23 protein-coding genes are annotated in these 26,627 nt (G+C 54.0%); 6 read left to right on the forward strand and 17 right to left on the reverse strand.

The features are described from left to right. Positions 1–94 precede the first annotated feature (94 nt). From NYE69_RS20300 to bioB, 6 genes are all read right to left on the reverse strand, one after another. Positions 95–1,012, reverse strand: a complete 918-nt coding sequence (locus NYE69_RS20300) for an NAD(P)/FAD-dependent oxidoreductase (RefSeq protein ID WP_340927629.1) — start codon at positions 1,010–1,012, stop codon at positions 95–97. 166 nt (positions 1,013–1,178) lie between these two features. Beyond that, a complete protein-coding gene (locus NYE69_RS20305; protein WP_340927630.1) occupies positions 1,179–3,116 on the reverse strand; it encodes an ABC transporter permease in 1,938 nt (645 codons plus the stop codon). Further along, positions 3,113–3,868, reverse strand: a complete 756-nt coding sequence (locus NYE69_RS20310) for an ABC transporter ATP-binding protein (protein ID WP_036622794.1) — start codon at positions 3,866–3,868, stop codon at positions 3,113–3,115. Before NYE69_RS20310 ends, NYE69_RS20305 begins: the two co-directional genes overlap by 4 nt. Before the next feature lie 98 nt (positions 3,869–3,966). Further along, positions 3,967–4,971, reverse strand: coding sequence for a sensor histidine kinase (locus tag NYE69_RS20315; RefSeq protein WP_328272142.1), 1,005 nt, complete (start codon positions 4,969–4,971; stop codon positions 3,967–3,969). Further along, positions 4,968–5,660, reverse strand: coding sequence for a response regulator transcription factor (locus NYE69_RS20320; RefSeq protein WP_328272143.1), 693 nt, complete (start codon positions 5,658–5,660; stop codon positions 4,968–4,970). The genes NYE69_RS20315 and NYE69_RS20320 overlap by 4 nt, the downstream gene beginning before the upstream one ends. 79 nt (positions 5,661–5,739) lie before the next feature. Beyond that, positions 5,740–6,729 carry a biotin synthase BioB gene (gene bioB / locus NYE69_RS20325; RefSeq protein WP_328272147.1) on the reverse strand — a complete coding sequence of 330 codons (990 nt, stop codon included), beginning with the start codon at positions 6,727–6,729 and terminating at the stop codon, positions 5,740–5,742. A 302-nt stretch (positions 6,730–7,031) separates the two neighbouring features. Here bioB and NYE69_RS20330 point away from each other — a divergent pair, with 302 nt between their 5' ends. The 3 genes from NYE69_RS20330 to NYE69_RS20340 all read left to right on the forward strand — a co-directional run bounded on the left by NYE69_RS20330 (position 7,032) and on the right by NYE69_RS20340 (position 9,841). Next, positions 7,032–7,937, forward strand: a complete 906-nt coding sequence (locus tag NYE69_RS20330; RefSeq protein ID WP_328272144.1) for a TetR/AcrR family transcriptional regulator — start codon at positions 7,032–7,034, stop codon at positions 7,935–7,937. Beyond that, positions 7,924–8,784 carry a YitT family protein gene (locus tag NYE69_RS20335; protein WP_328272145.1) on the forward strand — a complete coding sequence of 287 codons (861 nt, stop codon included), beginning with the start codon at positions 7,924–7,926 and terminating at the stop codon, positions 8,782–8,784. The genes NYE69_RS20330 and NYE69_RS20335 overlap by 14 nt, the downstream gene beginning before the upstream one ends. Before the next feature lie 154 nt (positions 8,785–8,938). Next, complete coding sequence (locus NYE69_RS20340) at positions 8,939–9,841, forward strand: aldo/keto reductase (protein WP_340927632.1); 903 nt, start codon at positions 8,939–8,941, stop codon at positions 9,839–9,841. A gap of 572 nt (positions 9,842–10,413) precedes the next feature. Here the strand turns inward: NYE69_RS20340 and NYE69_RS20345 are convergent. Next, the gene (locus NYE69_RS20345) at positions 10,414–11,376 is read right to left on the reverse strand and encodes a hypothetical protein (RefSeq protein WP_340927634.1); all 963 of its coding nucleotides are present in this window, start codon (positions 11,374–11,376) and stop codon (positions 10,414–10,416) included. After that, entirely contained in the window at positions 11,340–11,963 is a 624-nt protein-coding gene (locus tag NYE69_RS20350; RefSeq protein ID WP_270619502.1) for an RNA polymerase sigma factor, read from the reverse strand. The genes NYE69_RS20345 and NYE69_RS20350 overlap by 37 nt, the downstream gene beginning before the upstream one ends. Before the next feature lie 128 nt (positions 11,964–12,091). Here NYE69_RS20350 and NYE69_RS20355 point away from each other — a divergent pair, with 128 nt between their 5' ends. Then, a complete protein-coding gene (locus NYE69_RS20355) occupies positions 12,092–12,598 on the forward strand; it encodes a DUF3231 family protein (protein WP_036622780.1) in 507 nt (168 codons plus the stop codon). A gap of 74 nt (positions 12,599–12,672) precedes the next feature. Here NYE69_RS20355 and NYE69_RS20360 read toward each other — a convergent pair whose 3' ends face one another. Further along, complete coding sequence (locus tag NYE69_RS20360) at positions 12,673–13,368, reverse strand: 2-phosphosulfolactate phosphatase (protein WP_445744843.1); 696 nt, start codon at positions 13,366–13,368, stop codon at positions 12,673–12,675. A gap of 154 nt (positions 13,369–13,522) precedes the next feature. On the opposite strand from NYE69_RS20360, the gene NYE69_RS20365 reads away from it, so the two are divergent. After that, on the forward strand, positions 13,523–14,827 hold the full coding sequence (locus NYE69_RS20365) for an MFS transporter (RefSeq protein WP_124332031.1): 1,305 nt from the start codon (positions 13,523–13,525) through the stop codon (positions 14,825–14,827). A 109-nt stretch (positions 14,828–14,936) separates the two neighbouring features. Then, positions 14,937–15,800 (forward strand): phosphosulfolactate synthase, encoded by an 864-nt coding sequence (locus tag NYE69_RS20370; RefSeq protein ID WP_124332030.1) that lies wholly within the window; start codon positions 14,937–14,939, stop codon positions 15,798–15,800. Positions 15,801–15,877: 77 nt separating this feature from the next. Here NYE69_RS20370 and NYE69_RS20375 read toward each other — a convergent pair whose 3' ends face one another. The 8 genes from NYE69_RS20375 to NYE69_RS20410 form a co-directional block, all read right to left on the reverse strand. Further along, positions 15,878–17,056 carry a nitrate/nitrite transporter gene (locus NYE69_RS20375; protein WP_270619501.1) on the reverse strand — a complete coding sequence of 393 codons (1,179 nt, stop codon included), beginning with the start codon at positions 17,054–17,056 and terminating at the stop codon, positions 15,878–15,880. A 186-nt stretch (positions 17,057–17,242) separates the two neighbouring features. After that, positions 17,243–17,890 carry a response regulator transcription factor gene (locus NYE69_RS20380; protein ID WP_036622774.1) on the reverse strand — a complete coding sequence of 216 codons (648 nt, stop codon included), beginning with the start codon at positions 17,888–17,890 and terminating at the stop codon, positions 17,243–17,245. Between the two features lie 47 nt (positions 17,891–17,937). Beyond that, the gene (locus tag NYE69_RS20385; RefSeq protein ID WP_340930460.1) at positions 17,938–18,963 is read right to left on the reverse strand and encodes a sensor histidine kinase; all 1,026 of its coding nucleotides are present in this window, start codon (positions 18,961–18,963) and stop codon (positions 17,938–17,940) included. 41 nt (positions 18,964–19,004) lie between these two features. After that, positions 19,005–19,466 (reverse strand): GAF domain-containing protein, encoded by a 462-nt coding sequence (locus NYE69_RS20390; protein ID WP_340927638.1) that lies wholly within the window; start codon positions 19,464–19,466, stop codon positions 19,005–19,007. 36 nt (positions 19,467–19,502) lie between these two features. Next, entirely contained in the window at positions 19,503–20,183 is a 681-nt protein-coding gene (gene narI, locus NYE69_RS20395) for a respiratory nitrate reductase subunit gamma (protein ID WP_445744844.1), read from the reverse strand. Next, entirely contained in the window at positions 20,176–20,751 is a 576-nt protein-coding gene (gene narJ / locus NYE69_RS20400) for a nitrate reductase molybdenum cofactor assembly chaperone (RefSeq protein ID WP_124332026.1), read from the reverse strand. The genes narI and narJ overlap by 8 nt, the downstream gene beginning before the upstream one ends. Beyond that, complete coding sequence (narH, locus tag NYE69_RS20405; protein WP_270619499.1) at positions 20,744–22,288, reverse strand: nitrate reductase subunit beta; 1,545 nt, start codon at positions 22,286–22,288, stop codon at positions 20,744–20,746. The genes narJ and narH overlap by 8 nt, the downstream gene beginning before the upstream one ends. Then, positions 22,278–25,967 carry a nitrate reductase subunit alpha gene (locus NYE69_RS20410; RefSeq protein WP_340927642.1) on the reverse strand — a complete coding sequence of 1,230 codons (3,690 nt, stop codon included), beginning with the start codon at positions 25,965–25,967 and terminating at the stop codon, positions 22,278–22,280. Before NYE69_RS20410 ends, narH begins: the two co-directional genes overlap by 11 nt. Positions 25,968–26,627: the final 660 nt, after the last annotated feature.

Here is a 26,627-nt window from a genome sequence, read left to right on the forward strand (position 1 = left end):
GGCGAAATGGTCCAAGCCAAATAAGGTTATTTCGCTCCGTTAGCCCGCCCTACGTACTCCAGATCGTTTTGTCCAGCACTAAACCTTCGTCAAGTTACTCTTCCTTACGGCTCCAGGCTTCTTCCTGGAGCTCGTTATTGATGGCGATGCCCGCAAAAGCTCCCGCCGTGGCGGCTGCAATCACCTGATACTTGACGGAGGCCGCATCGCCGGCGCCGTAGACCCCAGGCACGTTCGTTTTGCCGAGATCGTCGACGACCATAGCCCCGCCTTCCGTCATATCGCAGCCCAACGTTTGGGGCAAGCCGGATCCCGGCACCAGCTTCGGCGCAAAAAAGATCCCGGTGCAAGGAACGGCCGTGCCATCCTCCAGGACGACTTGCCGTACCATGCCTTCCTCAGAGTCAATGCGTTCGATCGGCAAATCGAAGACGGGAACCTGGCGGCGCTCAAGCTCCTCGCGGTGCCCCTCCGGCCATTCCCCTTGACCATGGATGCACATCGCAAATTGCGCGGTCCAGCCCGAGATCATTTTGGCCATATGCAACGCATGGTCTCTGGGAACGATCACGGCGAGCGGCCTGTCCCGCATTTCCCAGCCGTCACAATATGGGCACACAAACGCGCTTTTCCCGTATACATCGGCAAGGCCCGGGATGTCCAGCGGCGCATCCTTCATTCCTGAGGCAATAAGCAGCTTTTTCGTATAGAGCGTCTCTCCCCGTGCAGTAGTAATTTGAAAATGTCCATCCTCCCCCGACAATTTCACCGCGGTATCCTCCACAAAGCGAACGGTAGGATAGGCTTGAATCTGTTCTTTGGCGATACGCCGGAATTCCGCCGGTTTGATGCCGTCACGGGTCAAAAACCCGTGTGACTCGCCCGTCACCCGGTTGCGCGGACGTCCTTCGTCAATCACCGCTACGCTTTTTCGCGCTCTGCCCAAAACCAAAGCCGCGTTTAAACCGGCCGGTCCGCCTCCGATAATGCCTACATCAAGCAAGGTTGTCATGATGAGTTTCCTCCTAAAATTAAATCGATATTATAGATTATATATATCTATAATATCCATTAAAGAAACAATCGTCAACTACGACAATAGATCCCCAAGCAAGTTAAAAGCGTCCACGAATCTGAAAGTACAAAAAAACCGGCCCTTGCCGGACCGGAGTTTATTGCTACAGCGCTTCCTTAATCACCCGCTTATAAAACATAACGGACAGAAGTCCAAAGATGGAGTACAGTCCCGTATACAGCAGCATCACCAGGACCATCGGCGTCCACAGCTCGGTGCCAAAGAGAAACCAGCCGGATTTCACGGCAAAATAACTGTGCGACAAGCCTACGGCCAGCGGAATGCCGAAGCTGAACAACTGCTTGATTTGAACGCCGCGGAGCAAATTGCCTTGCGTGAACCCGATTTTTCGCAAGATCGTATAATTCGGCCGCTCCTCTTCCCCTTCGCCCATTTGCTTGAAATACAAAATGCAGCCCGAAGTGATCAGGAAAGTCAATCCCAGAAAGGCGACGATGAACATGATCAGCCCCATGTTGCCCTTTTGATTCGTAATGAGCTCAGGCTGCGACATATTGCCGGAACGACTTTCTAAGCCCATGCCTTTATACAGTTCGTCGGCCTGATCCATTTGTTCAGGGTTAACGATATCGATGCCGTAATATACGGAGGTTCCCTTTTGGATATCCGGGTTCACGTCCTTCGCCATTCGTTCAAACACCGCTTGATCCACAACGGCCGTAGGCACCCCGCCCGAAAAAGGAATGGAGACGACCGCCATTTTATCCATTCCGATCAGCGATAATTTGATCTCGTCCGTTTGTCCCTTAAGCGTCAGTTCTCCTGTCGGCCGGATCGCCATAAACTGCGTCATCGCATCGTTTAACCCCATAAACAACGCCTCCCTCAGGGCGACGTCCACGCCGTCCACCGATTTCTCGCTGACGACCGGAAGCGTCATGATTCCGTTGCCGCCGTCTTGCGTGCTGACGCCGATAACTTGGGCGACGTCAGCGTCCACCATAAGAACGGCGCGTTTGGTTTCCCTGTACTCGATGTTCGCCTGCCGAAGCGCCTGCCCAAACGCCGCTACATCCGCGGGCTCCATCATCGAAAAGTGGTTCGGTACGCTTTGCTCGGCCGATTTTTCCGCGGAATAATACGAGATATAACTGAGCGACAGAAGTCCGATCGCCAGCGCCGATACGGTCGTGATGATCGTCAGCAGCAAGGCGTTGGATTTCATCCGGAACATAATCGAAGAAAGCGACAGCACCTCGTTCAGCGACAAATAACCGCCCTTCGCTTTCCGCACCAGGTTAAAAATAGCGCTGACCGACCCTTTATAGAACAAATATGTCCCTAAAATAACGGAGCCCAAGATCAGCACCATCGCCAGAAACAGCTCGTTCATAGCGGTGAAAGCGCCGCTGAACAAGCGGGTCGAGACCTTGTATCCGAAAAGGATGAACCCGATGCCGAGCAAGCCGATAAACAGCTCGGAGACGCGCATTTTCCGGTACGTATTTTCTGTCGAAGACACGACCCGGAAGAGCGAAAGGATACTCTGCCGCTTGATGAACGTATAGTTCATGAGCATGATCAGCAAATAAACGGCCGCGAAGACGATCACGGTTTGCAGCAGCGCCTGCGGCGAAAAGCTGAGCTTGGCCTGCTCGTCCACGCCGATGATTCTGAACAAGATCATAAGGAGCAGCCTGGAGCAGGAAAAACCAAAGAAGATGCCGACCAGCATGGAACCGAAATACAGGATCAGGTTCTCGCTGCTTAAAATCCGGAAGATTTTTCCCTTCGTTAACCCGATTAATTGAAACAATCCGATTTCCCGGCTGCGGCGCTTGATGAAAATCGTGTTGGCGTACAGCAAAAATATCGCCACGATGACAACGAGCAGAACCGACGCGGCGGCCAATCCGGCCGCCCCCTTCACGGAACCCTTGATTTCATCAAGCGCCGGATCGTATTGCAGGGTCACAAACGCGAAATACAAAGCGACGCTGAAAATAAGCGCAAAGACGTACAGGTAATAGTTTTTGATGTTTTTTTTCAAATTGCGGTATATCAACTGGTTTAAGCTCATCCCTGGACACCGCCCAATACACCTTGCGCTTTAATGATGTCGTTAAAAAACGCCTGCCTGGATTCTTCTCCCTTGACCAGCTGCGAGTAAATCTGACCGTCCTTGATAAAGACGACCCGGCTGCAGTAGCTGGCCGCCACCGGATCGTGGGTGACCATAATGATCGTAGCTTCGATTTTCCGGTTGAGTTCGCTGAGCTTGCCCAGCAAATCGGAGGCCGACTTCGAATCGAGCGCACCGGTCGGCTCATCGGCAAAAATGATGCTTGGGTCATGGATAAACGCCCGTGCCGCGCTTGTCCGCTGCTTTTGTCCCCCGGAGATTTCGTTCGGGTATTTGTCCTTTAACTCGTAAATGCCCAGCTCAGAGGCAATCGTCCGGAATTTATGATCCGCGTCTTTCCGGGACACTTTTTTGATCGACAAAGGCAGCAGCACATTTTCTTTGACCGTCAGCGTATCCAGCAAATTGTACTCCTGAAAAATAAACCCCAAATGAGACTTTCGGAACTCGGCCAGCTCCTTTTCCTTCATGCCGGTAAATTCCTTGCCTTCGATTTTGATGCTGCCGAGGCTGACCTTGTCGATGGACGAGAGCACGTTCAGCAAAGTCGTTTTACCGGAGCCGGACGCCCCCATAATGCTGACGAATTCGCCTTTTTCCACGCTGAGGTCGATCCCCTTCAGCACCTCCTGTTTATTGAATTTGTTGCCATAGCTTTTATGAATTTTGCTGGCTTCCAGTATCGCCACTTTCCATCACTCCTTTGGTTCTGCCTCTATCTTAACCAGTCGCCCCCGCCCTGTCCTGCGGTTAGCCGAACAAAACACAAAGGCATGTGACAATGTTGTCACATGCCCAGCGTGCTTACAAAATCGTTGCTTTGCGGAAAATACAGCGTAAAAACGCTCCCTTCGCCCGGCCTCGATTCGACTTCAATGCGTATGGACAGCGAATCCGCGACCTTTTTCGCCAAATATAGTCCCATTCCCGTAGCCGCATTGTCCAGATGCGCCGCCGTTGATGTAAAGCCCTTTTCGAAGATGCGCGGCACATCCTTCGGATCGATCCCCCGGCCGAAATCCCGAATACGCAGCCAGGTCCGGCCTTCCAGCGCCCCGCTTTCAACGATGATATCGGAAGCCTGGCTGTATTTTACGGCATTGCTCAACAGCTGCCGAAGGATGAAGCCGAGCCACTTGCCGTCCGTCAGCACTTCTTTGGCCGTTAGCGACACATCAAAACCGATGCCTTTTTGCAGGCACCAGGCTTGCAAATCCTTGATCTCTTTGTGCACGATCGGCTCCAGCGCCGTCCGCTCAATATACCGGTCATTTTCGATAAAAGCGATCCGCTTCTGATGCAACTGGCGATCCAGCAGCAGATGAATGCGCAGCCACTCGTACCTCAGCTGCGACTTCAGCGTTCCTTCCTCCAGCCGATCGATCATAAGCTGCATGGCGGTGAGCGGCGTTTTGACTTCATGAATCCAGGACATCAGCTCGTCCTTTTCCTCTTCCAGCCGGGCCACATGCGCCGAAGCTTCCTTCCGGTACTTGTCCGTCTGTTCGCTGAGCATGTCCATCGCAATCGTTTCAAACGGGCTGTCGGGACGGGCGATCGCGGACAGGTCGTACGTATCGTCCCAGGCCGCAAGGGTCTGGTAAAACCTCGTTTCTTTCGAGTAGCGCATAAAGAGAAAAACGGCAAACACAAGCAGCGACAAAAAGACGATATAAAGGATCGGCAGAAATGGAATCTCGCTGTCGATGAAAGCGACAAACAGCAGCAGCAGCTGCAAACCGGCAATCAGCAAAATCCAACTTAGCCGTTCTCGCAGAAATTTCCGGATCATTGGGGCGCCGCCTCTTCCGTGGCTATATACCCTTGTCCCACCTTGGTTTCGATATAAGCGCCCAGCCCGATTTCTTCCAGCTTCTTGCGCAGCCGGTTCACGTTGACCGTCAAGGTGTTGTCGCTGACGAAATGCTCGTTGTCCCACAAGCTCCTGATCAGCTCTTCCCGGCTGACGATCCGGTTTTTGCGTTCAATCAGCATTTTTAAAATCAGCATTTCGTTTTTCGTCAGTTCGATTGTCCCCTGCCCGTTCCGGATCGTATTCCGCACGTACTCCACCGCGGCCCCGCGCCATGTCCGCAGCTCCATCCGGTCCGTATTGTAGTCGTACACGCGCCGCAGCGTCGCCTGGATTTTGGCGATCAGCACCTCGAAATGAAACGGCTTCTGGATAAAATCGTCCGCCCCCAGCTGCATGGACATCACCATATCGGTCGGATGATCGCGCGAGGACAGAAAAATGATCGGTACGTTGGAATGAGCCCGAATCATCCGGCACCAGTGGAACCCGTCATATTTCGGCAACTGAATGTCGATGACGACCAGATCGGGACGAATCGCCGTAAACTCCCGCAGCACGTCTCCGAAGTCCCCAACCCCATGCACCCCGTAGGACCACTGCTCCAGCCGTTCTTTGATTTCCTGAAAAAGAGACCGGTCGTCTTCGATCAGCATAATGTTAAACAAGCTTATCACCACGTTTGTTGGTTTCGTTTTCCATATTCAGTTTAATGGAAAACGGGCAGCCGCGCCATCCTCCAAAGCGCTAAATCGCAGTGAGTTCAATCTCAAAGCCCAGATCCTCAATCATGCGGTGGTCCTGGCGAACGTCCTGCCCTGCGGTCGTCAAGTAGTCGCCGACGAACAGCGAATTGGCCGCGTACAGGGACAATGGCTGAAGCGAGCGGAGGCTCGTTTCGCGGCCGCCGGCCACGCGGATTTCTTTGGACGGACAAATGAAGCGGAACAGGGCCAGCGTTTTCAGCGCCTTAAGAGCCGGCGTCCGCCCGGCGTGCTCCAGCGGCGTTCCCGGGATGGCGTTCAGAAAATTGACCGGGATCGAATCAGCATCCAGTTCGCGCAGCGCAAACGCCATCTCCACGATTTCCCGGTCCGTCTCCCCCATCCCGACGATTACGCCGGAGCAAGGCGACAAACCGCTAGCTTTGGCGGTTTCCACCGTTTCGACGCGCTGGTCATAGGTGTGCGTGCTCGTGATGGAAGGATAATTCGCCTTGCTCGTATTCAAGTTATGGTTATAGCGGTGAACCCCCGCTTCCGACAGCCGCCGGGCCTGATCCGCTTTCAGCAGGCCGAGGCAGGCGCATATTTTGAGCGGCATCGTCTCCCGGATTTCTTTCACCGCCTCCGCGACCTGCTCCAGCTCCTTGTCCGTCGGCCCTCTGCCGGACGCCACGATGCAGTAGGTTCCGGCTTTGCGCCGCATCGCTTCGCGCGCGCCGGCGAGCAGGGTCTCTTTATCCAACAACGCGTATTTGGCCACCGGGGCCGCCGAGACGAGCGATTGCGAGCAGTAGCCGCAGTCCTCCGGGCAAAGTCCGCTTTTGGCGTTAATGATCATGTTCAGCTTCACTTTTTTGCCGAAATAATGTTTTCGGACTTGAAAAGCCGCTTCCATCAGGGGGAGCAGCTCATCATCCTCCGCCTGAAGCACATTCAGCCCCTCTTCCATCGTGAGGCAATTTCCTTGGAGCGCCTTTGCAACGTAAATATCCCACGGCCCAACCGTTTTCATCAAGTGATCCCGTCCCTTCAAAATGGAGTATTACCGCATAATTGTCAACCTAAAATTACTACACAGGTTAACAATATGTCCAGTAAATTTTAACAAAGGAACCCGGGTTCGCAAAAAACTCTCTACGCCCTCAAAACTATACGCTATGTCTATTTTAATTCAATATCAAACACGGCATGTCAATTTTTATTGATAATCACGACTTTAAATTGTACATGAAGTTCATTTTAAATTTTAGAGGTTTGGTTAACCCCATTAATGATGATATAATAAATACATTAAAACATCTAAGGAGCGTTTCCATGAGGGACCGCAAGCATTTAATAATGGACACGGCGCTTGAACTGTTCAAGGAGCATGGAATTCCCCATACTTCCATTCAGATGATTCTCGAAACCTCGCAAGTCGCAAAGGGCACATTTTACAAATATTTTAACTCGAAAAGCGATGTAATCGTGGCTATACTCGAGCAAAGCCATCAGGATGACATGGTGATCCGCAGGGAGCTGGAAGCCGGCGAATACCCTTCCGAGCTGGCGCTGCTGGCCGACCAATTGGCCGTCCCGATGTCTTTGCCGGAGAAAAGGCCCATTCTCGAAATGTTATGGTCGGAGTATCATAGCGGAGAGCTTGAAATATCGGCGCTGATCGGCAAACAAATAAAATGGCTGTCCTCCAGACTGGTTGATATATACGGGGCCGAGATCAAGCCGTATTCCTTTGACGCGGCCATGCTGTATTTTGGAATGGTCCAGCAAGTTTCGCTAACGTGGGAAAGCTTGTTTCGGACAAGTCCCGAATGGCATGAAGTCATTCCCAAACTGCTGCGTTACATCGAGGCGATCATCAAAGTCATGCTGGATTCCCGGGAAAACATCTTTGCGATGGACCCGCTCCTTCAACTTGACCAAAAAGGAAGCGGGGTGCATATAGAAAAAAGTTTTGTCCTGGAACTAATCGATGCATTAAAACAAAAGGCTGCGGCGGAAAATACGCCCGTCAGTTCCATCGAACTGATCGACGGGCTGCACGGCTTGATCGCGCAGAAAGTCATCAATTGCACATTAATCCTGATTGCGCTTAAAGCGTTGAAAGAAGCTTTTGAACGTACGGGGCTGGAATTGGAAGCCCGGCGGCTTTTTTTTATCGCAAAAATTTATTTGGAACAATCCCAACAACGTAAGGAGCAAACTTATGAAAAAAAATAAAACACTTGAATGGGTTCGCAGGGTGATCATGATCATCATCGGGGCAGTGATTACCGGATACGGCCTGGAAGCCGTGCTGATCCCCAACGATGTCATTGACGGCGGCGTTACCGGCTTAAGCATCATGGGCTCCGACCTGTTCGGCATTTCCCTCGGCATTTTGCTGTTTGTTTTAAATATTCCGTTCGTATACCTCGGTTACAAGCAGGTCGGAAAAACGTTCGCGATTATGAGCAGTATCGGCATCGTGGCGTTGTCGGTTTCCACCGTGCTGATGCATCACATCAAACCGATATTGGGACCTAAAGATCCTTTGCTTGTCGTCTTGGCTGGGGGGCTGCTGATCGGCGTCGGAATCGGGATCGTGCTCCGCAGCGGAGGCGCCATGGATGGATCGGAAGTGCTCGCCGTACTGCTCTCCCGCAAAATCCCGTTCTCCGTCGGCGACATTATCCTGGTCATCAACGCGTTTATTTTTACGGGCGCGGGCTTTATTTACGGCTTGGAAAACGCCCTCTACTCGGCATTAACCTATTACATCGCCAAAAATGTCATCGATATCATTCAAGTTGGTTTGGAGAAATCAAAGTCCGTCAAGGTGATCAGCAGCAAATCGGAAGAGCTCGGGGAAGCGATTCAATCCCGTCTCGGCCGAAGCGTTACCTTCACCCCGGGCCGGGGCGGGTACTCGAAGGAGGAAACCCAAATCCTGAACTGCGTCATTAACCGCATGGAAGAAACCAAGCTTCTCTCCATCATCAAAGACATCGATCACAGCGCATTTGTCGTCGTATCCGACGTATCCGAAGTGCGCGGAGGCAACTTCAAAAAACGCGATATCCACTAGCCTACGTTGCTTGATGTTTGACCAACGATCTTTCGGACCGTTGGTTTTCTTCTTTCCGCCGCATATTTGCGCCGAAAAAGGTTTGAAATGATTTGAAATGATATGATAGACGAAGATTATATTTTACATATGCAGATATAAGGAGATGAATCATATGAAAATGAATCGTTTAGGCGCATCCGATTTGCTCGTCGGCGAAATCGGAATGGGTTGCATGACTTTGGGGACGGACGAAGCGAAAGCCGTCTCGCTGATCCATGAGGCGCTTGATCTCGGCGTCAACTTCCTGGACACCGCCGATTTATACGATAGCGGGCGCAACGAAAAGATCGTCGGCAAGGCGATTCGGGGACGGCGGGATCGGGTCGTGGTGGCCACAAAAGCAGGCAACCGGAGAATTCCCGGTCAGGACGGCTGGGTGTGGGACCCTTCCAAAACCTATATCCTCTCGGCCGTCAAAGAAAGCTTGCGCAGGCTCGGCACGGATTATATCGATTTGTATCAGCTTCACGGAGGAACCATGGAAGACCCGATCGATGAGACGATCGAAGCGTTCGAGCAGTTAAAGCGCGAAGGCGTCATTCGGGAGTATGGCATTTCCTCGATTCGCCCCAACGTGATCCGGGAATACGCCGCCCGCTCTTCCATCGTCAGCGTCATGAATCAATACAGCATCGTAGACCGGCGGGCTGAAGAAACCGTGCTTCCTTTGCTCCAGGAAAAAGGAATCAGCGCCATTGCCCGCGGCCCGCTGGCCAGCGGCGCGCTCGCCGCCGGAAGAGAGCCCAACAAAGGCATTCTCGATTATGAGTTGGAGGAGCTGATCTCGCTGCGCCGACAGCTCCGGGAGCTGGAGACTGAGGGGCGCAGCCTGACGCAGCTGGCCATCCGGTATTCCCTTGCCCACCCGGCGGTGGCCGTTGCAATTCCCGGGGCCAGCTCCAGGGAGCAGCTGCTCCAAAATATCGCAGCCGCCAACGTTCCGGCTTTGTCCGCCGAGGAAGTCCAGCTGATCCGCCAGGCGAGCAAAGCGAACGTGTATGCGCAACACCGGTAACGGCTGGCGTTGCACGGGACATAACGCGCGCCGAGAAAGGCGCGCGTTATCGTGCCGCAAAACGGGTTAAATGGTTAAAGTTAATCCTCATGCAAGGCACGGCGATGATAGGTTGAGTTGAGTTAAATTAGGTTAGGTTGGACGAGTTAAGTTAAGTTAAGTTAAGTTGAGTTAGATAGTTGGGCTAGGGTGGGTTGAGTTAGTTGGTTGAGTTAGTTGGTTGGGTCGAGTTGAGTTAAGTTGGAGACGGAAGCAGCCTTTTTTCTGCCCGGGAAACTCCAGCCAAAAAATAAGTACATAAAATGGCGTTATTCCAGCGATACCGGTCAATCTGAGAGATATAGCGGTAATTTATGTCGCTATTTTCTTGAACCATATGGGGTTTCCCGTGTTCTGGGCCATTTATAGGAAAATAAGCACAAAAAATGGCGCTAATGAGCGGGAACATACCTGGCCCCGGATAATAAGTACATAAAGTGCCGCTATTTCGGGGGCCGACGGTTCGTCGCCGTTCCAAGCAGCCGGTTTTATCAAATCGACCTCGTACCAACAACTCCCCCATTTGAATTTTTTCAAAGCCCGCCCCGGAATAATTCCCCGGCCAATTTCACAAGCTGTTCCTTGGTTAGAGCGTGCCCGCCGAAAGTGGATAAGAGATAGTAAGCATCCTGCTGTTCGTTATACCACGTAAGGTAATGATAGCTTCTATTCTCTTTTTTCACATCGTTATAAACAAGGTTCCTGCCTTCCACCGAAATCAGCTCTGCCTTGTCTTCCTGCTCCTGGGTAAGCTTTCCGCCGCGAAGCATAAGGGCGCTGATTTCAATATGAGCGGTATCCAGCGTATATTTCCCCTGCACAGCACCGGCCTCCGTCCACGGAATCGCTTTTGCGGCAAAGCGAGTCCCGCTTGAGGTTTCGACTTCAGCTTTTAGTTCCTTCAGTGTTTGCGCATATACCTCAGAGTTTTTTATTTCAGCATCGGTAGGAAGATGCGCACTTACCCCACCGTATTCAAAAGGATATCCCGCTACCGTTTCGGGCAGCAGCGGAGTCCCCGTTCTTTTCATTTCCGCCAAAAAAGCAGCGTAGTCGGTGATCCGGCGCTCCTTGTAAGCGAACTGCAGCTGTTCCTTGGCGCCAGGATCATCTGCAGCCTTGTCGCTTTTCACATAATAAGCGATCAATTCGCCCGGTTTGGCAAGTTTCAGCGCTTTATGCTCAAATTTGTCATAGGAACCCTGCTCCCTTGTAAGATCCGGCGCGGCATATTGTACTTTAATCTCTCCTGCCGCATTGCGGATTTGAATCCATTCGGAAGCGGCATAAGCCGTTAGGGAGAGAAACAGCAGCGTTAACGCGGCCGTAAAAGCCCCGGTGCGGCTAAACCAGCGGCTGCGGTTGTTCGGCGCTTTCCCTGCGGACTCGCGAATGCGGCGCATCACCCGCTCCGTGACCTCAATTTCCGGCAAATTTTTCGCGGGCACAGCCTCTTGAATTATATTTTCGTACTCATTACCGACTCCGTATTGCATTCCATCTCCTCCTTATGCTCTATGCAGGCCTTCATTTTGTTCATCGTCTTCTTCATCCGCTTATTCAAGGCATTGGGGCTAACCTGCAGGATTTCGCTCATCTCCTGATAGCTAAGCTGTTCAAAAACCCGCAGCACCAGCATATTCCGCTCTTCCAGCGACAACTTCATAAGCGCCGCTTGCAAGGTTTCACTGTACAAGCCCTCCTCCATTTTCTGTTCCGGGCTCCCGGCGGCCGTCTCCGGTTTGAAAATACGCATGATCCGGCTCTGCAGCCGGCGTCTGCGCAAAAGATTCAGACAATGGTTGCAAGCGATTCTGTATAACCAAGACGAGAAGCTGGCCGCAGGCTTGTACCGCCCTATGGACTGATACGCCTTGAACAAAACATCCTGTACGGCATCCTCGGCGTCTTGCCGGTTGCCGAGCAGACGGCAGCAGTAGCGAAAAATCGGCTGCTGAAACGCCTGAACGATCAGCGCAAACTCTTCCCGTTCCCCTTGCTGAATCCGCTGGACGATGTCTTCAATTTGCCCGGGATCCCGTAAGCTTTCCGGCGGTTTAGGTTCCTGTAACGTTTTGCTCACCTCCATGGCTTTCTATGTTTATAACACATGAAGCAAACCAAAAGTGCCTTCGATCAAAAAAAGATTTCGCGGCAAATTGGGCATAATAGCCCTGTTTAACCAAAAAATAAATTTAAGGAGACTGCACAATGGGCGTGTTGGATGGAAATCCGAAAAATGAACCGATGCATTACGGAGAAATATTTACGATTTGGGAAAGCTCGATGGGAGCGAAGATGATACTGTCGTGTTATCAAGCGTTTACTTATCATGCCGGCGATAAGGAGCTGAAAGAATTGCTTGGCGATTTGATCGATCAAGCCAAGCTGGAAATCAAAGAGTTCGACAAGCTGTTAAGCGAAGCAGGGATTACACCGCCTCCCATGCTGCCGGAACGCCCGGAAGCCAAGCTGGAAGATATTCCGGCCGGGGCCCGGTTTGCCGATCCGGAAATCGGCGCAAAGCTCGCCATGGACAATGCGGCGGGTCTCGCGGGATGCAGTTCCGCGATGGGCATGTCCATCCGTGAGGATATCGCCGCCTTATTTGCCAAATACCATGTGGCCAAAACCGGATTCGGCCTGCGAATTCTTCGCTTAAACAAAGAAAAGGGCTGGCTTGTCCCTCCCCCATTGCTCGTCAAAAAGCCGGAATAACAAACGGATGCAAAAAGCGAAAGAGAATAACGATGGAACCAGACCTCCCGAAAAATCGTTATTCTCCTTCTTATTCAAACTATCACTTTTTCCACGAAAGGAATGCGGTTTAAGCGGTTCACCGCCATCACGAAATGCGAGCGCAGCTCCGCGCTGCAAAATTCCATGTCTTCAGGCAAAAATTCCGGCTTGCCGGGATCGTAAAATTTTTGGGCCGCTTCCGAGCCAAGTATCCTTAGCCTGGTTTCCTCCGCCGAAGGAGCGAAGGTGCCGCGAAGAATGCCGGAAATGTACTCCGCGCAGGCCAGATCATCGTCCCCCGTGGGATGCGAGGCGATGATGTTGATCGTGATGGAGGGGTTGGACTTAAGCCATCTTGCTTTGATATACTCCGCTGTCGTCCGGGCGTTCGAAAACCCCGTTACCAAAACATGCTCGGCGTTTAGAGCGTTTAACGTCGCCTTCACGCCATTGGTCGTTCTCTGGACCAGAAACTTCCCCCGAAGATCCGCCCGCCGTATTCGCGCCGGGGAGTTGTCAAGATCAAAGCCGCCGATGAGCAGCCCTTTTTCCTCTCCCGCCAGAAGACATCCCTCTTTTTCCTTTTTCAAGCAAAAAGCTTCCTCCGGCGTTGCCGCGAGAAAGATGCCTTTAATGCCATGAATGAACGCCTGATGAGCGACCGTAAATGCCCGTATGACGTCAATCACCACGTTGATATCCGAAGCTGCGGGCATCTTGCCGCCCCCCTGCATAATCTCGATATTCAACATGTTCCTCCCTTCTTCCCGAGCATTATCAGCTTATGCCCAACCCGGCTTAAATGGTGCAACGGACCCTTGATGAATACCTTCCATGAGAATAACAAATAATGAACTTGTTAATTATGTGTTTACATTTTGCCGACCTGAGGAGCTAATACGCATGGAAAAGACCAAATCACGCAAGCTGAATATTTCGTTTGAAAGCGATATACGCCTTACTCCAGGCCGCAAATCAAAAGAGGCTGAGGAAGCCGAGGAGCAATCCGGCAGCGAGTCCAAAGGGCGTATTTGGGAATTTATCGCCATCGCCACCATACCGATCGTGCAGGTGTTCGGCAACTCCATGCTGGTGCCCGTGCTTCCCGAAATGCAGCGGCAGCTCGGGATCAGCAAATTTCAAAGCAGCTTGGTCATCTCGATTTTTTCTTTGGCCGCCGCCCTGTTCATTCCGGTGATCGGCTATTTGTCCGACCAGTTTGGGCGGAAAATGATCATCGTCCCCGCTTTGATCGTTTACGGCGGAGCGGGCGTACTCGCCGGCTTCGGAGCGATTTGGGACTCCTACGGGGTGATTATTGCGGCCAGAGCGATCCAGGGCATGGCGGCCGCCGGGACCGCGCCCATCGCAATGGCCCTGGTTGGCGACCTCTACAAGGGCGGTACGGAAAGTAAAGCGCTGGGGCTGATTGAGGCCTCCAACGGCTCGGGAAAAGTGCTTAGTCCGATCATCGGCTCCCTGCTCGTTCTGATTGTCTGGTACGCTTCGTTTTTCGCGTTTCCCGCGTTTTGTCTCATATCCTTGCTTGCTGTCTTGTTTTTGATTAAAGAACCCAAACACGAGCAGAAGCAGGAGCTGGGGAAATACATTCACAAAATCGGGGAAGTTTTCAGCAAAAAAGGCAGCTGGCTGATCACCTGTTTTTTTGCCGGATCGTTGGGACTATTCATTTTGTTCGGCGTGCTGTTTTATTTGTCCAATATTTTGGAGGATCCGCCCTACAACATCGACGGGGTCGTCAAAGGCTTTATTTTGGCCATTCCCCTGCTTGGGATGGTCATTACATCCTATACGACCGGAAGCGTGATTAAGAAAAAAGGCACGTTGATGCGCTGGCTCATGAACATCGGGCTGCTGTTGATGACGCTGGCGCTCGGGGCCACGATTTTTTTCTTCAAAAACATGTATGTGTTTATCGGCCTGCTTACGGTCAGCAGCATCGGTACCGGACTGCTCCTGCCCTGTCTAAATACGATCATTACCGGGGCGGTGCAAAAAAGCGAACGCGGCATGATCACCTCCCTGTACAACAGCCTGCGGTTTCTAGGTGTCGCTTTCGGTCCGCCGTTATTCGGTTGGATGATGGACAAGTCGGATTATCTGGTGTTTATTTCCGTCTCGGTCCTGTCTTTGATTACGCTGGGGCTGGTATTTTTCCTGATTCGGCCGCCTCGTAAAGTCAGCTGAGCCGGCGATTCGCTTTTACCAAAAGCTGGGCACCTGCCGGGGGGCAAACGCATATGATGCCTATGACATTGGATCAAAAGCTAAGTTTAAAGAAATGAGGAGATTCCAGATGAATAGTACGTTGCGTGCAGTTTGGCCCCCCGAGCTAAGCGACCCGAGCGGACTGCGCCGTCAAGCCCCCGGCGAGGGCAACCGTCAACCCTTGGAGGCATTAAGCCGCGGCCTCACAATGATCATCGACAAAGGCTTGGGCAGAAATGCGTTTGCGGATTTGATCGAACTGGGTTCCCCCTATGTCGATTGCGTCAAGTTTGGCTTTGGCACATCCCCGCTGTACAGCACGGAGCTGCTGCTGTACAAGATCAATTTGGCCAAACGGCACGGCCTGATGGTGATGCCCGGCGGCACGCTGCTGGAAACGGCCGTTCAGCAAGATGCCGTTCCGGCTTTCTTTGACGCGGTCTGCAGCCTCGGCTTCAACGGGATTGAGGTGTCCGACGGAACGATCGAGCTTCCGCGCAAAAAACGCACCGAGCTGATTCAGGAAGGCAAAAAACATGGTCTTAAGGTCGTTACGGAATTCGGCAAAAAGCTGTCCGGGTCGCTTATCGATGCCACACATCTGGCGGAGACTCAGGAGGCCGATCTGGAGGCCGGCGCCGAGCTGATGACCGTAGAGGCCCGCGAGTCGGGATGCGGCGTCGGCATTTTCGATGAAAAGGGCGATTGCCGCATGGAGATTGTCGACAATATCCTCGAATTTGTCCCCGATTCCCGCAGGCTGATGTGGGAAGCGCCGCTGAAGCATCAACAAGTGCTGCTGCTGCGGAAATTCGGTTCGGACGTACACCTGGGGAATATTCCTCCGGCGGATATTTTATCGCTTGAAACGATGCGCCGGGGATTGCGTCAGGACACCTTTGAATTCGGCATCAAGCAGACGGAGGCAAAGGAATGTTTCTACGTGATCTGAACCGCCGCTAATCATAAAACAGCCTTGGCCCGATGATTAACTACCGGCCAAGGCTGTTTTCATGAACACGGCTAGCTTTAATTGCTGATATTGGATGTCTTCGCCGGCAAGCTCCCCTTGTCATGGTAGAGCATCCAAAGAACGAGGATCACGCTGGCCAGCGCCACCTGCGACAGCAGCATAAATCCGATCGAATACTGCCCGGTCACCGAATGGATATAAGATAACAGCAGCGGCGGGAAAAATCCGCCGAGTCCGCCCATCATCGAAACGATCCCGTTGACGATTCCGGCCTGCTTGTTGAAATACTGCGGCACCAGCTTAAAGATCACCCCGTTCCCGATTCCCGCGGCGACCGCGATAACTAGGCAACCAACGGTATATAAGGTGAACGTCGGCGAAAAGGCCAACACGATCGCGGCCACGGTAAAGGCCGTAAAGACCCCGACCAGCAGATACAGCGCGTTGAAGCGGTCCGCCAGCCAACCGCCAACCGGGCGCATGAACGTAGCGAGAGCGATGAAGCCGGCCGTCCGCATCCCTGCGTCAACCTTGTCCAGGCCAAAGTTCGTGACGAGGAAATTCGGCAAATACACGGTAAAAGCGACAAACGAGCCAAAGGTAATGAAATAGAGCAGCGAAAACAGCCACAGCTTTTCGTTTTTGTAGACGCCTTTGATCTGTTCCATCATCGACGTTTTCACTTTGACTTCCTTGCGGTCGCCCAGGAGAAAATTCAATGCCGCAAACACCAGCAGCAAGATCAGATACAGCTTCACGGTCATCGACCAGCCGATTTGCGTAGCGATGACGGGCGCCGAAAAAGAGGTGACGGCCGTTCCCAAATTCCCCAATCCGTAAACGCCGTTCACCAAGCCATGGCGCTCTTTGGGGTAATATTTCGGCAGCGACGTAACGCCGACGGAAAATACGGCCCCGCCGATCCCGAGGAACAACCCGCCGATGATCAGATCGACGTATGACTTCGCTTCGCTGATGTAGTACACCGGAAACAGCAATAAGACGAAGCTGATCAAAAAGACGAGCCGGGCCCCAAAGATGTTGGTGTAATAACCGATAGGTATACGAAGCACAGAACCAAGCACGACCGGAATCGCCGTGATGATCGCCACCTTGTCGGGCGGGATGTTGATGTCTTCGCCCATAAACGACACGAGCGAAGAGATGATCACCCACACGGCAAAACCAACGATAAGATTTAATGTTTGCAGCGGTAATTGAACTTTTCTTATCAAATAGATCACCTTTCCCAAATTACTGAATGAACCGCGATCGGATTCCCCAATCCGTATTGTAGAGGAGAACACCGCCCGGCTAAAATAGGGAAATCCCTCGCTTGCGTTCCGGAACTCCCTAACCGGGCCGTTTGGACACAAAAAAGCCCATAATCATCAAACGACGATTATGGGCAAGCGCTTGGATTAAAAGTCCAGCAGCTTCTTTTTGAGCGCGTATTCCACCAGCTCCGGCCTTGTTTTTAAATTCAGCTTCTCCATCAGCTTCGCTTTATGCGCCTCGACGGTTTTTACGGAAATATGCAGCATCTCGGCGATTTCCTTATTGCCGTAGCCCTTGGCCACCAGCGGCAAAATCTCGATCTCGCGGGTGGATAAAATCCGGTAGGGACTGCTCTCGTCCGCCTCCTGGTTTTGGTTGATGAACTCGCGGACGAGCGAGGTGGCCAGCTTCGGGTGGATGTAAACGCCGCCCTGATGCACCATGCGGATCGCCGAGACCAGCTGTTCGTCCGGAGCGTTTTTCAGCACATAACCTTTGGCTCCGTTTTTCAGCACATGGAACAGATATTCCTCATCGTCATACATGGTCAGGATAATGATTTTCGTATCGGGAAAATCCTCGTTGATCTTCGCGGTGGCGATCAGTCCGCTTTCGCCGGGAGGCATGCTGAGATCCATCAGCAGAATGTCCGGCCGATGCTTCGCCACCATTTTGTAGGCTTCGATCCCGTCGGCGGCCGTCGCGACGACCTCCATGTCTTCCTGAAAATTGATGATCATCGCAAAGCCGCTGCGGACGACGGCATGGTCATCGGCAATGACAACCTTCATGATCCGCTCCTCCCTTCCAACTCCGTTCTATTAAGCAGACTCACCCGTCAGGGGCTGACCGTTCCGTCCGGTCCGACCGGAACCTTGAGCAGCACCGTCGTCCCCTTCCCCGGCTCGGAGGTGATAACAATCTCCCCGTTTACCAGTTCGGCCCGTTCTTTCATCCCGTACAAGCCGAGGCCGGTTCCCTTCGGGTCCCTGGCATTGACGTCAAAGCCGTTTCCCCGGTCCTCGACGACCAGCTCCAGCTTGCGGTCCGCGATGTACAGCCGCACGGTGATTTCGTCGACATCGGCGTACTTTAAGGCGTTGAGCAGCGATTCCTGGCAGACCCGGTAGACGACCGTTTCGACCTCGTTATTGAACCGCAGTCCGCCCAACTCCGCGTTAAAACGGACGACCACCCCGTAGTTTTTCTCGACCCATTTGAAATGGGAGCGGAAGGCCGCCTCCAGGCCAAGGTCGTCCAGCGACGCCGGACGAAGCTCCACGGACAGATTGCGGATCTGCTCCAGCAGCCGGGTCAAGGAGGCCTCGGTCTGCCGGATTTTTTGCAGCGCATCCTCCTGCACGTTCAAATATTTCAGTACGCGCAGATCGACAAGCGAACTGACGAGCTCTTGCGCCACGCTGTCGTGCAGCTCGCGCGAAATCCGTTTGCGCTCGTCTTCCTGGGCCTTGATGATGCTTTTGGTCATCGTGTTGCGGTTCAAGGTCTGTTGGGTCAGCAGATGGTTCGTCAGATCGCGCAGCAACAAAACGCGGATGCCGGCCTGTTCATCGACCGTGTGGAAACCGGCGGAATACGGCACGAGACCCCGGTCCTTCGTTTCCAGATAAAGCTGGAAGGAGCTGAAATCTTTAAGCGGATTGGACAAATAACAATCCAAACAGGTCATCGGCTCCTCTTCGCTGGTGTAGCCCCGGCAGGCAAAGCAAAAGGCGTTGTTTCCGTCCGGCTGCCCCCGGCGGAACATCCGCGGGTCAAGCAATTGCTCCGCCGTCGGATTCATGGCGATAACTTCGTTGTCGCGGTCGAAGAAAATAATCGCTTCCGCGCTGTGTCCATACATTTTCAGCAAAAGCTCGGGCGAAATCTGCAGCGAAGGCTGGCTCACGGGATGGTCAACTCCTTTACGGCAAAATCTCCGAACCTGCCGTGAAGCGTCCCGTATAAGGCCTGCAGCGTGTCTTGGGGCATCGTTTGCCCCCCGCGGCAGCCGATCAGCAGCACGCCTTCCACGCGGTCCGCCAAATATAAGGGAATGGCTGCAAGGCCGGTCAGCTTCTCCGACATAACGATCGGATAATTGATTAATTCCTTTGGGTTGAGCTGCTCCCGGACGCTGGTCACCAGGATCGGGATGCCGGTTTTGAACACGATGCCGGCAATCCCTTTTCCGGATTGGAGAACGATGCGCTTATAACGGTCATTTAAATTGCCGGAAGCGAATTGCCACGTGATCACGTAATCGTTGACCGCCGTCTGCGCGAACGCGAGGGCGGCGAAATCGTAACCCGCTTGCTCCCTTAGCTGATCTATTTTGAACTGGTAATCGCTGGACAATGGCTTCATACGCTAGGCTCCTAATTTCAAATCCTTCTGCCGGCGTTAATGCTGGCGGTGCTTCCTATAAAGGATATAGCTTCTCCGGGCATAATTCAAGGGTACGCTCCAAACATGAACGAGCCGGGTAAACGGCCACAGCGCAAAAATCAAAAATCCGCCTATAATATGAATTTTAAACGAAAGCGGCACTTCCGCCATATAGGCGGCCTCCGGGCGAAACACCAGCAGGTTGCGGAACCACACCGATATCGTCTCCCGGTAATCGAATTCCGGCTGCACATTGTTTGTAACCAGCGTGGAGAACAGGCCCATAAAAACGATGGACAATAGCAGCACATTGACCGCGATATCCGAAACCGAGCTTAAGCGGCGGATCGTTTTTTTCGTCAGGCGGCGCGCCGTCAGGATCAGCATCCCGGCAAACGTGACGACGCCGAAAAATCCCCCGCCGTACATCGCGCCGATATGGTACAAATGCTCGTTGACGCCCATGGCGTTCATCCACGACTTCGGAATCCCCAGCCCGGCGACATGCCCGAGAATGACCGGAATGACGCCGATATGGAACAGCAGGCTGCCGATCATCAGCTGTTTTTTCTCGATAAATTCGCTGGATTTGGCCGTCCAGTTAAATTGGTCGTAGCGGTAGCGGAAAATATGGCCGACGATAAAAACGGCGACGCACAGATAAGGAAATATGACCCAGGCAAACTGATCAACCAAGCTCACTAGCGTTCACCTCCTGCCGAAGACACAGCTTAAACGTTTCCCGTAACCCCTTGATAAGATAAAAATAAGGACTGTTCTGCTTCTCGAGCGACTTCATCAGTTTGTACGTGCCGTCTTCAAGCACGGCGAGCAGCGTTTGCATGGCGGTTTCGGCCTGCTCCTGATTCAGCCACTGGGCGGCATAGAGAAACTCGCACATCACCGGCAGGTAATCCGGCAGCTCCCGGCCTTCCATCTCCAGACCGTACAGCTCGTAAACGCCCTTAAGCGCCGTCAGCATTTGCCCGCGTTCCCGCGAATCCTCATATTTGAAGTAGGTCATATAAAGCGTCGACGATTTCTCGAAATCGAACGTCTGCACATACTGTTCTTCGATGTCGTCCATGCTGAGCAGGAGCATCCGTTCCCGGTATGCCGCGATCGGTTCGCGGACCGCAGGAGGGCAGTTTAGCTCCTCCGCTTCGCGCAGCTCGCGAAAAGCCGCTTTGTCGGGGTAGGCCAATTGACCGGCAAAAAAGCCGAACATCTCTTTATACTCATGCAGCTTGACAAGATCAATCACGCCAGATCCCCCCGTAAAAGTTCTGTTCGTATAAATCCTGGCCGCTCTTGCCTTTTTCCTGCGCAGTGAAAGCCGGGCCGCAGCCGCCGCAATCCATTCCGAACCCTTCCGAGCCCTGAGCGCGGTACGGGTCCATGTAGCCTTCCTTGTGCGAAGTCGGAATCACGAAGCGGTCTTCGTATTTGGCGATCGCCAAAAGACGGTACATTTCCTCGATTTGCCGGGCCGACATGCCTACCCGTTCCAGGCGGCTTTCGTCAAACGGCTTCCCGGAAAAGTGCGCCCGCTGATACGAACGCATCATCGCCATGCGCTGCAGCGCGACTTTCACCGCCCCGGTGTCCCCGGCGGTCAGCATATTGGCCAAATACTGGATCGGCGTTCTCATCTCTTCGATCGCCGGGAAGATCAGGTCCGGATTTTGAATCGAATCCCGGCCTTCGAAATAGCTCATGATCGGGCTCAGCGGCGGCACGTACCACACCATCGGCAGCGTGCGGTATTCCGGGTGCAGCGGGAACGCCAGCTTATATTCGATCGCCAGTTTGTATACCGGCGAATTTTGCGCGGCTTCGAGCCATTCCTCGCTAAGCCCGTCCTTGCGCGCCTGCTCGATGATTGCGGGATCGTTCGGATCGAGGAACAGGTCCAGCTGCGCCTGGTACAGGTCCTGCTCATTCGGCATGGAAGCCGCTTCCTGCACGCGGTCCGCGTCGTACAGCAGCACGCCGAGGTAGCGGATCCGGCCGGTGCACGTTTCCGAGCAAACGGTCGGCAGCCCCGCCTCGATGCGCGGGAAGCAGAAGGTGCATTTTTCCGCCTTGTTCGTTTTCCAGTTGAAGTACACCTTCTTGTACGGGCAGCCCGTCATGCAGTAGCGCCAGCCGCGGCAGGCCTCCTGGTCAACGAGCACGATGCCGTCCTCGTCGCGCTTGTAAATCGCGCCCGAAGGGCAGGACGCCACGCAGCTTGGGTTGAGGCAATGCTCGCACAGCCGCGGCAGGTACATCATAAACGACTGCTCGAAGCTGAATTTGATCTCCTCTTCGATTTTTTCGATGTTGGGATCTTGGGGCCCGGTGATATGCCCGCCGGCCAGATCGTCTTCCCAGTTGGGACCCCAGTCGATGTCCATCGGCTCGCCGGAGACCGCCGATTTCGGGCGCGCCGTAGGCTGGTGCTTTTTCTCGCCCGAATTCGTCAGCTTCTCATAGTCGTAGGTCCACGGCTCGTAATAATCTTTCATTTCCGGCATGTCCGGGTTATAGAAAATTTTCCCAAGGGCGATCTTGGACAGCTTGCTGCCGGATTTCAGCTCCAGCTTGCCGTTCTTCAGCGTCCAGCCCCCTTTGTATTGCTCCTGGTCCTCCCAACGCTTCGGATAGCCGATGCCCGGCTTCGTCTCCACGTTGTTGAACCAGACGTATTCCGCGCCTTCGCGGTTCGTCCAGGTGCTTTTGCAAGTGACGCTGCACGTATGGCAGCCGATACACTTATCGAGATTCATCACCATGGCAATTTGCGCTTTAATCTTCAAGCCAATCGACCTCCTTCAGTTTGCGCACGGCCACGTACACGTCCCGCTGGTTGCCGATCGGACCGTAGTAGTTAAAGCCATAGCTCAGCTGGGCGTAACCGCCGACCAATTGCGTCGGCTTCAAATGGATGCGCGTCGGCGCGTTGTGGCTGCCGCCCCGCTCCTTGGTAATCGCGGAGCCCGGCACGTTGATGTGTTTGTCCTGGGCGTGATACATAAACATCGTGCCTTTCGGCATTTTGTGGCTGACGACCGCTCTCGCCGTCACGACGCCGTTGCGGTTGTACACTTCCAGCCAATCGTTGTCGGCGATGTTGTGCTGCTCGGCGTCCTCGCGGCTGATCCACACGGTCGGGCCGCCGCGGAACAAGGTCAGCATATGCAGGTTGTCCTGGTACGTGCTGTGGATGTTCCATTTGCCGTGCGGCGTCAAATACCGCAGCACCAGCGCGTTTTCGCCTCCGGCGACCTGCTTGTCGCGGGGGCCGAACACCATCGGCGGCAGCGTCGGCTTATAAACCGGCAAGGCTTCGCCGAACTGGAGGAAGATTTCGTGATCCAGGTAAAAATGCTGCCGCCCGGTCAACGTGCGGAACGGGACAAGCCGTTCGATATTGGTCGTAAACGGCGAATACCGGCGGCCCGATTTGTTCGAGCCGGTGAACACCGGCGTCGGAATAACCTCGCGCGGCTGGGCCGTAATGTTCGCGAACGTGATCTTTTCGGCGGCGCGGTCGGCAGAAATATCCTTAAGCTCCACACCGTGTTCCTGCTCGGCGGATTCCCAAGCCCGCTGTGAAACTTTCCCGTTCGTCGCCGAAGACAGATGCAGCACGGCGTTGGCCGCGTGTCTTGCCGTATGCAGCTTCGGCCGCCCGTTTTTGATCGTGTCGTCGAAATAAGCGCCATTGATGGACTTAAGTTCCTCGTACTCTTCCTTCACCGGGAACGATACCCCGTGGGCGCCGACTTTGCCGGTCTCGAGATTAGGCCCGAGCGTAACGTATTTGTCGTAAATTTTCGTGTAATCCCGCTCAACCACAGTGAAGCCGGGCATCGTTTTGCCCAGGACCGGTTCGATCTCGCCGCGTTTCCAATCCTTCACCTCGCCGTACGGCTGGGAGATTTCGCCGATGGAATCATGGCCGAGCGGGGAGCTTACGATGTCCTTGTAGACGCCCGGCAGATGCTCTTTCGCCATGTCCGACAGGACGCCGGCCAGCGTGCGGTAAATATCCCAGTCGGAGCGCGATTCCCACAGCGGATCGATCGCCGGGTTAAACGGATGCACGAACGGGTGCATGTCGGTCGAGGAGATGTCGACCTTCTCGTACCAGGTCGCCGCCGGCAGCACGATATCGGCGTACATCGGCGTCGCGGTCATGCGGAAATCCAGAGACACAAGCAGGTCGAGCTTTCCTTCGACCTCATCGCGCCAGACGATTTCCTGCGGCTTCTCCTCTTCGTTCGGGGTGGACAGCAGCCCGTTATGCGTGCCGAGCAGATGTTTCATGAAGAACTCCTGCCCTTTGGCCGAGCTGGAGATCAGGTTGGAGCGCCAAACGAACATCGTACGCGGGAAGTTCTCCGGCGCGTCCGGGTCCTCGATCGCAAACTTCGTTTCTCCCTTCACGACCTGTTCGTACGCGTGCTTGATGATGTCGGCGTTTTCGGTCTTTCCGGCTGCCGCCGCTTCCGCGGCAAAAGCCAGACTGCTTTTGTTGAACTGCGGGTAAGACGGCAGCCAGCCCAGGCGCGCGGCCAGCACGTTGTAATCCGCCGGATGGCTGTATTTCGTTTGGCCGCCCGTCGGCGATTTGAGCGAATCCGTGCTCATTTCCTCGTATTTCCACTGATCGGTGGCGAAATAGAAAAACGAGGTGGCGTTTTGCAGCCTTGGCGGAGCCTGCCAGTCGCGGGCGAACGCGATCGTCGACCAGCCCTCGATCGGCCGGCATTTTTCCTGGCCGACATAGTGGGCCCAGCCGCCGCCGTTTACGCCCTGCGAGGCCGTCAGCACGACCAGGTTCAGGATCGAGCGGTAAATCGTATCGCTGTTGAACCAATGGTTGATGCCCGCGCCCATGATGATCATCGAGCGGCCGCCGGTGTCGAGCGCGTTTTGGGCGAATTCCCTGGCGATTTGCACGACGAGCGAAGCTTTGACGCCGGTGATCTTCTCCTGCCAGGCCGGCGTGTAATGCGAGCTGGCGTCGTCATAGCCGGCCGCCGTATGCGCGTTCGAGCCGCCGGAACGCTTCACGCCGTATTGGCTGAGCATCAGGTCATACACGGTGGCCGCCAGCCGGGTCGAACCGTCGGCGAGCGTGATCCGCTTCGCCGGAATCGTCCGGGCAAATGTGCCGTTGCCGCTCTGGTCGAAATACGGGAAGACGATTTCCGTCCACTCGGCTTCATGGCCTTCGACCGAAAGCGCCGGCTTGATGGCCGTTCCGTCTTCGCGTTCGAGCTTGAGGTTCCATTTCACGTCTTTTTCCCAGCGCTGCCCCATCGTCCCGTTGGGGACGATCAGCTCGTTTTCCGCTTCGTCGATAATAACGGGCTTCCATTCGGCGTGCTCCGAACGTTCGCCGAGATCGCTGGCTCTCACGAACCGCCCGGCCTTGTATTTGCCTTCACCTTCATGCGAATCGAGCAAAATCAGGAACGGCATGTCCGTATACTGCTTGGCATAGTTCAGGAACATCGGCTCCTGGCGCCGCACGTAGAACTCGTCCAAAATGACATGCGTCATCGCCTGCGCGACGGCCGCGTCGGTTCCCGGATGCGGGGCCAGCCAGTTGTCGGCGAACTTGACGTTTTCGGCGTGGTCCGGGGCTACGGACACCACTTTGGTCCCTTTATACCGCACCTCGGTCATAAAGTGGGCGTCCGGCGTCCGCGTCAGCGGCACGTTGGAGCCCCACATGATGAGGTAGCCGGCATTGTACCAGTCGGACGATTCCGGCACGTCGGTCTGCTCGCCCCAGATTTGCGGCGAAGCCGGCGGCAAATCGGCGTACCAGTCGTAGAAGCTGAGCATTTCCCCGCCCAGCAGGGAGATAAAGCGCGCACCCGATGCGTAGCTGATCATCGACATGGCCGGGATCGGCGTAAAGCCTGCGATCCGGTCGGGGCCGTATTTTTTTATGGTATAGATAAGCTGCGCGCCGATAAGACGGGTAGCTTCCTCCCACGTCACGCGCACATGGCCCCCTTTGCCGCGGGCTTGCTTATACGATTTGGCGGCTTCCGGATTTTCCACGATGCTGGCCCATGCCTTCACCGGGTTGTCGCCTTGCTTTGCCAGCGCCTCTTTCCACAGCCGCAGCAGGCGCCCGCGCATATACGGATATTTCACCCGCAGCGGGCTGTATTCGTACCAGGAAAACGATGCGCCCCGCGGACAACCGCGCGGCTCAAATTCCGGCATGTCCGGTCCGCAGGACGGATAATCGATCTGCTGGTTTTCCCAGGTGATGATGCCGTTTTTCACAAAAACCTTCCAACTGCAGGAGCCGGTACAGTTGACCCCGTGCGTCGTGCGCACCACTTTGTCGTGCGACCAGCGGCCGCGGTACATGTTCTCCCATTCCCGGCTTTTTTCTTCAACGATCGACCAGTTTCCCGAATAGCCTTCCTTCGGTTTGAAAAAAGTTAGTCCTGATCTTTTTTTCATAGGAAGCGTTCACTCCTTCATCCACGAATGAATGCATTTGATCGGGGAATCCAATGATATTCATTCTGTCTGTTTCCATTATGGAACGGCGCGCCTCCATCTTCCCATCAGGGAAATCCCTGATGATGGCGGTGAAAACCCTATTAAAAAAACCGCTGAGCGGGTCAGCGGTTTTCATTGCAGGATGGCTGCCGGGCGATAACGGCGGTTGTATGGCGGTTCTGCGGTCCGTTGTATGGTGTTGCGATGTGCGGTGATACGGTGGTGGACTGTAAAGTAGGCTGTGTGGTGAGGTATACGGGGTGCTCTGTAAGTTAGTGCACTGTGTGGTGCTACGGTAGTGCTCTGTAAGTTAGTGCGCTGTACGGCGGTGCGTTGGTGCAAACGGTGCAGCGGCGAGAAATAGCGGCATTATATGATCTTATTTCCCGAAATTCACTCTACTCTATACAAATAGGGACATTTTTTGACTCTATTTGCCTGGAGGACCAGGGAATTCCCCTCTTTTTACCCGACCGTCCAAAAATAAGGACGTTTTGTGCGCTTATTTCCCCCCATTCCCCATCTCAGCACGGAAATAAGAACAATTTTTGTCCTTATATGCTGCTGAATGTGCTCCTGAATATGCTTCTAATATGCTTCTTAATACGCTTCTAAACG

Source organism: Paenibacillus sp. FSL R5-0527, assembly GCF_038008055.1.
Taxonomy (GTDB): Bacteria; Bacillota; Bacilli; order Paenibacillales; family Paenibacillaceae; genus Fontibacillus; species Fontibacillus macerans.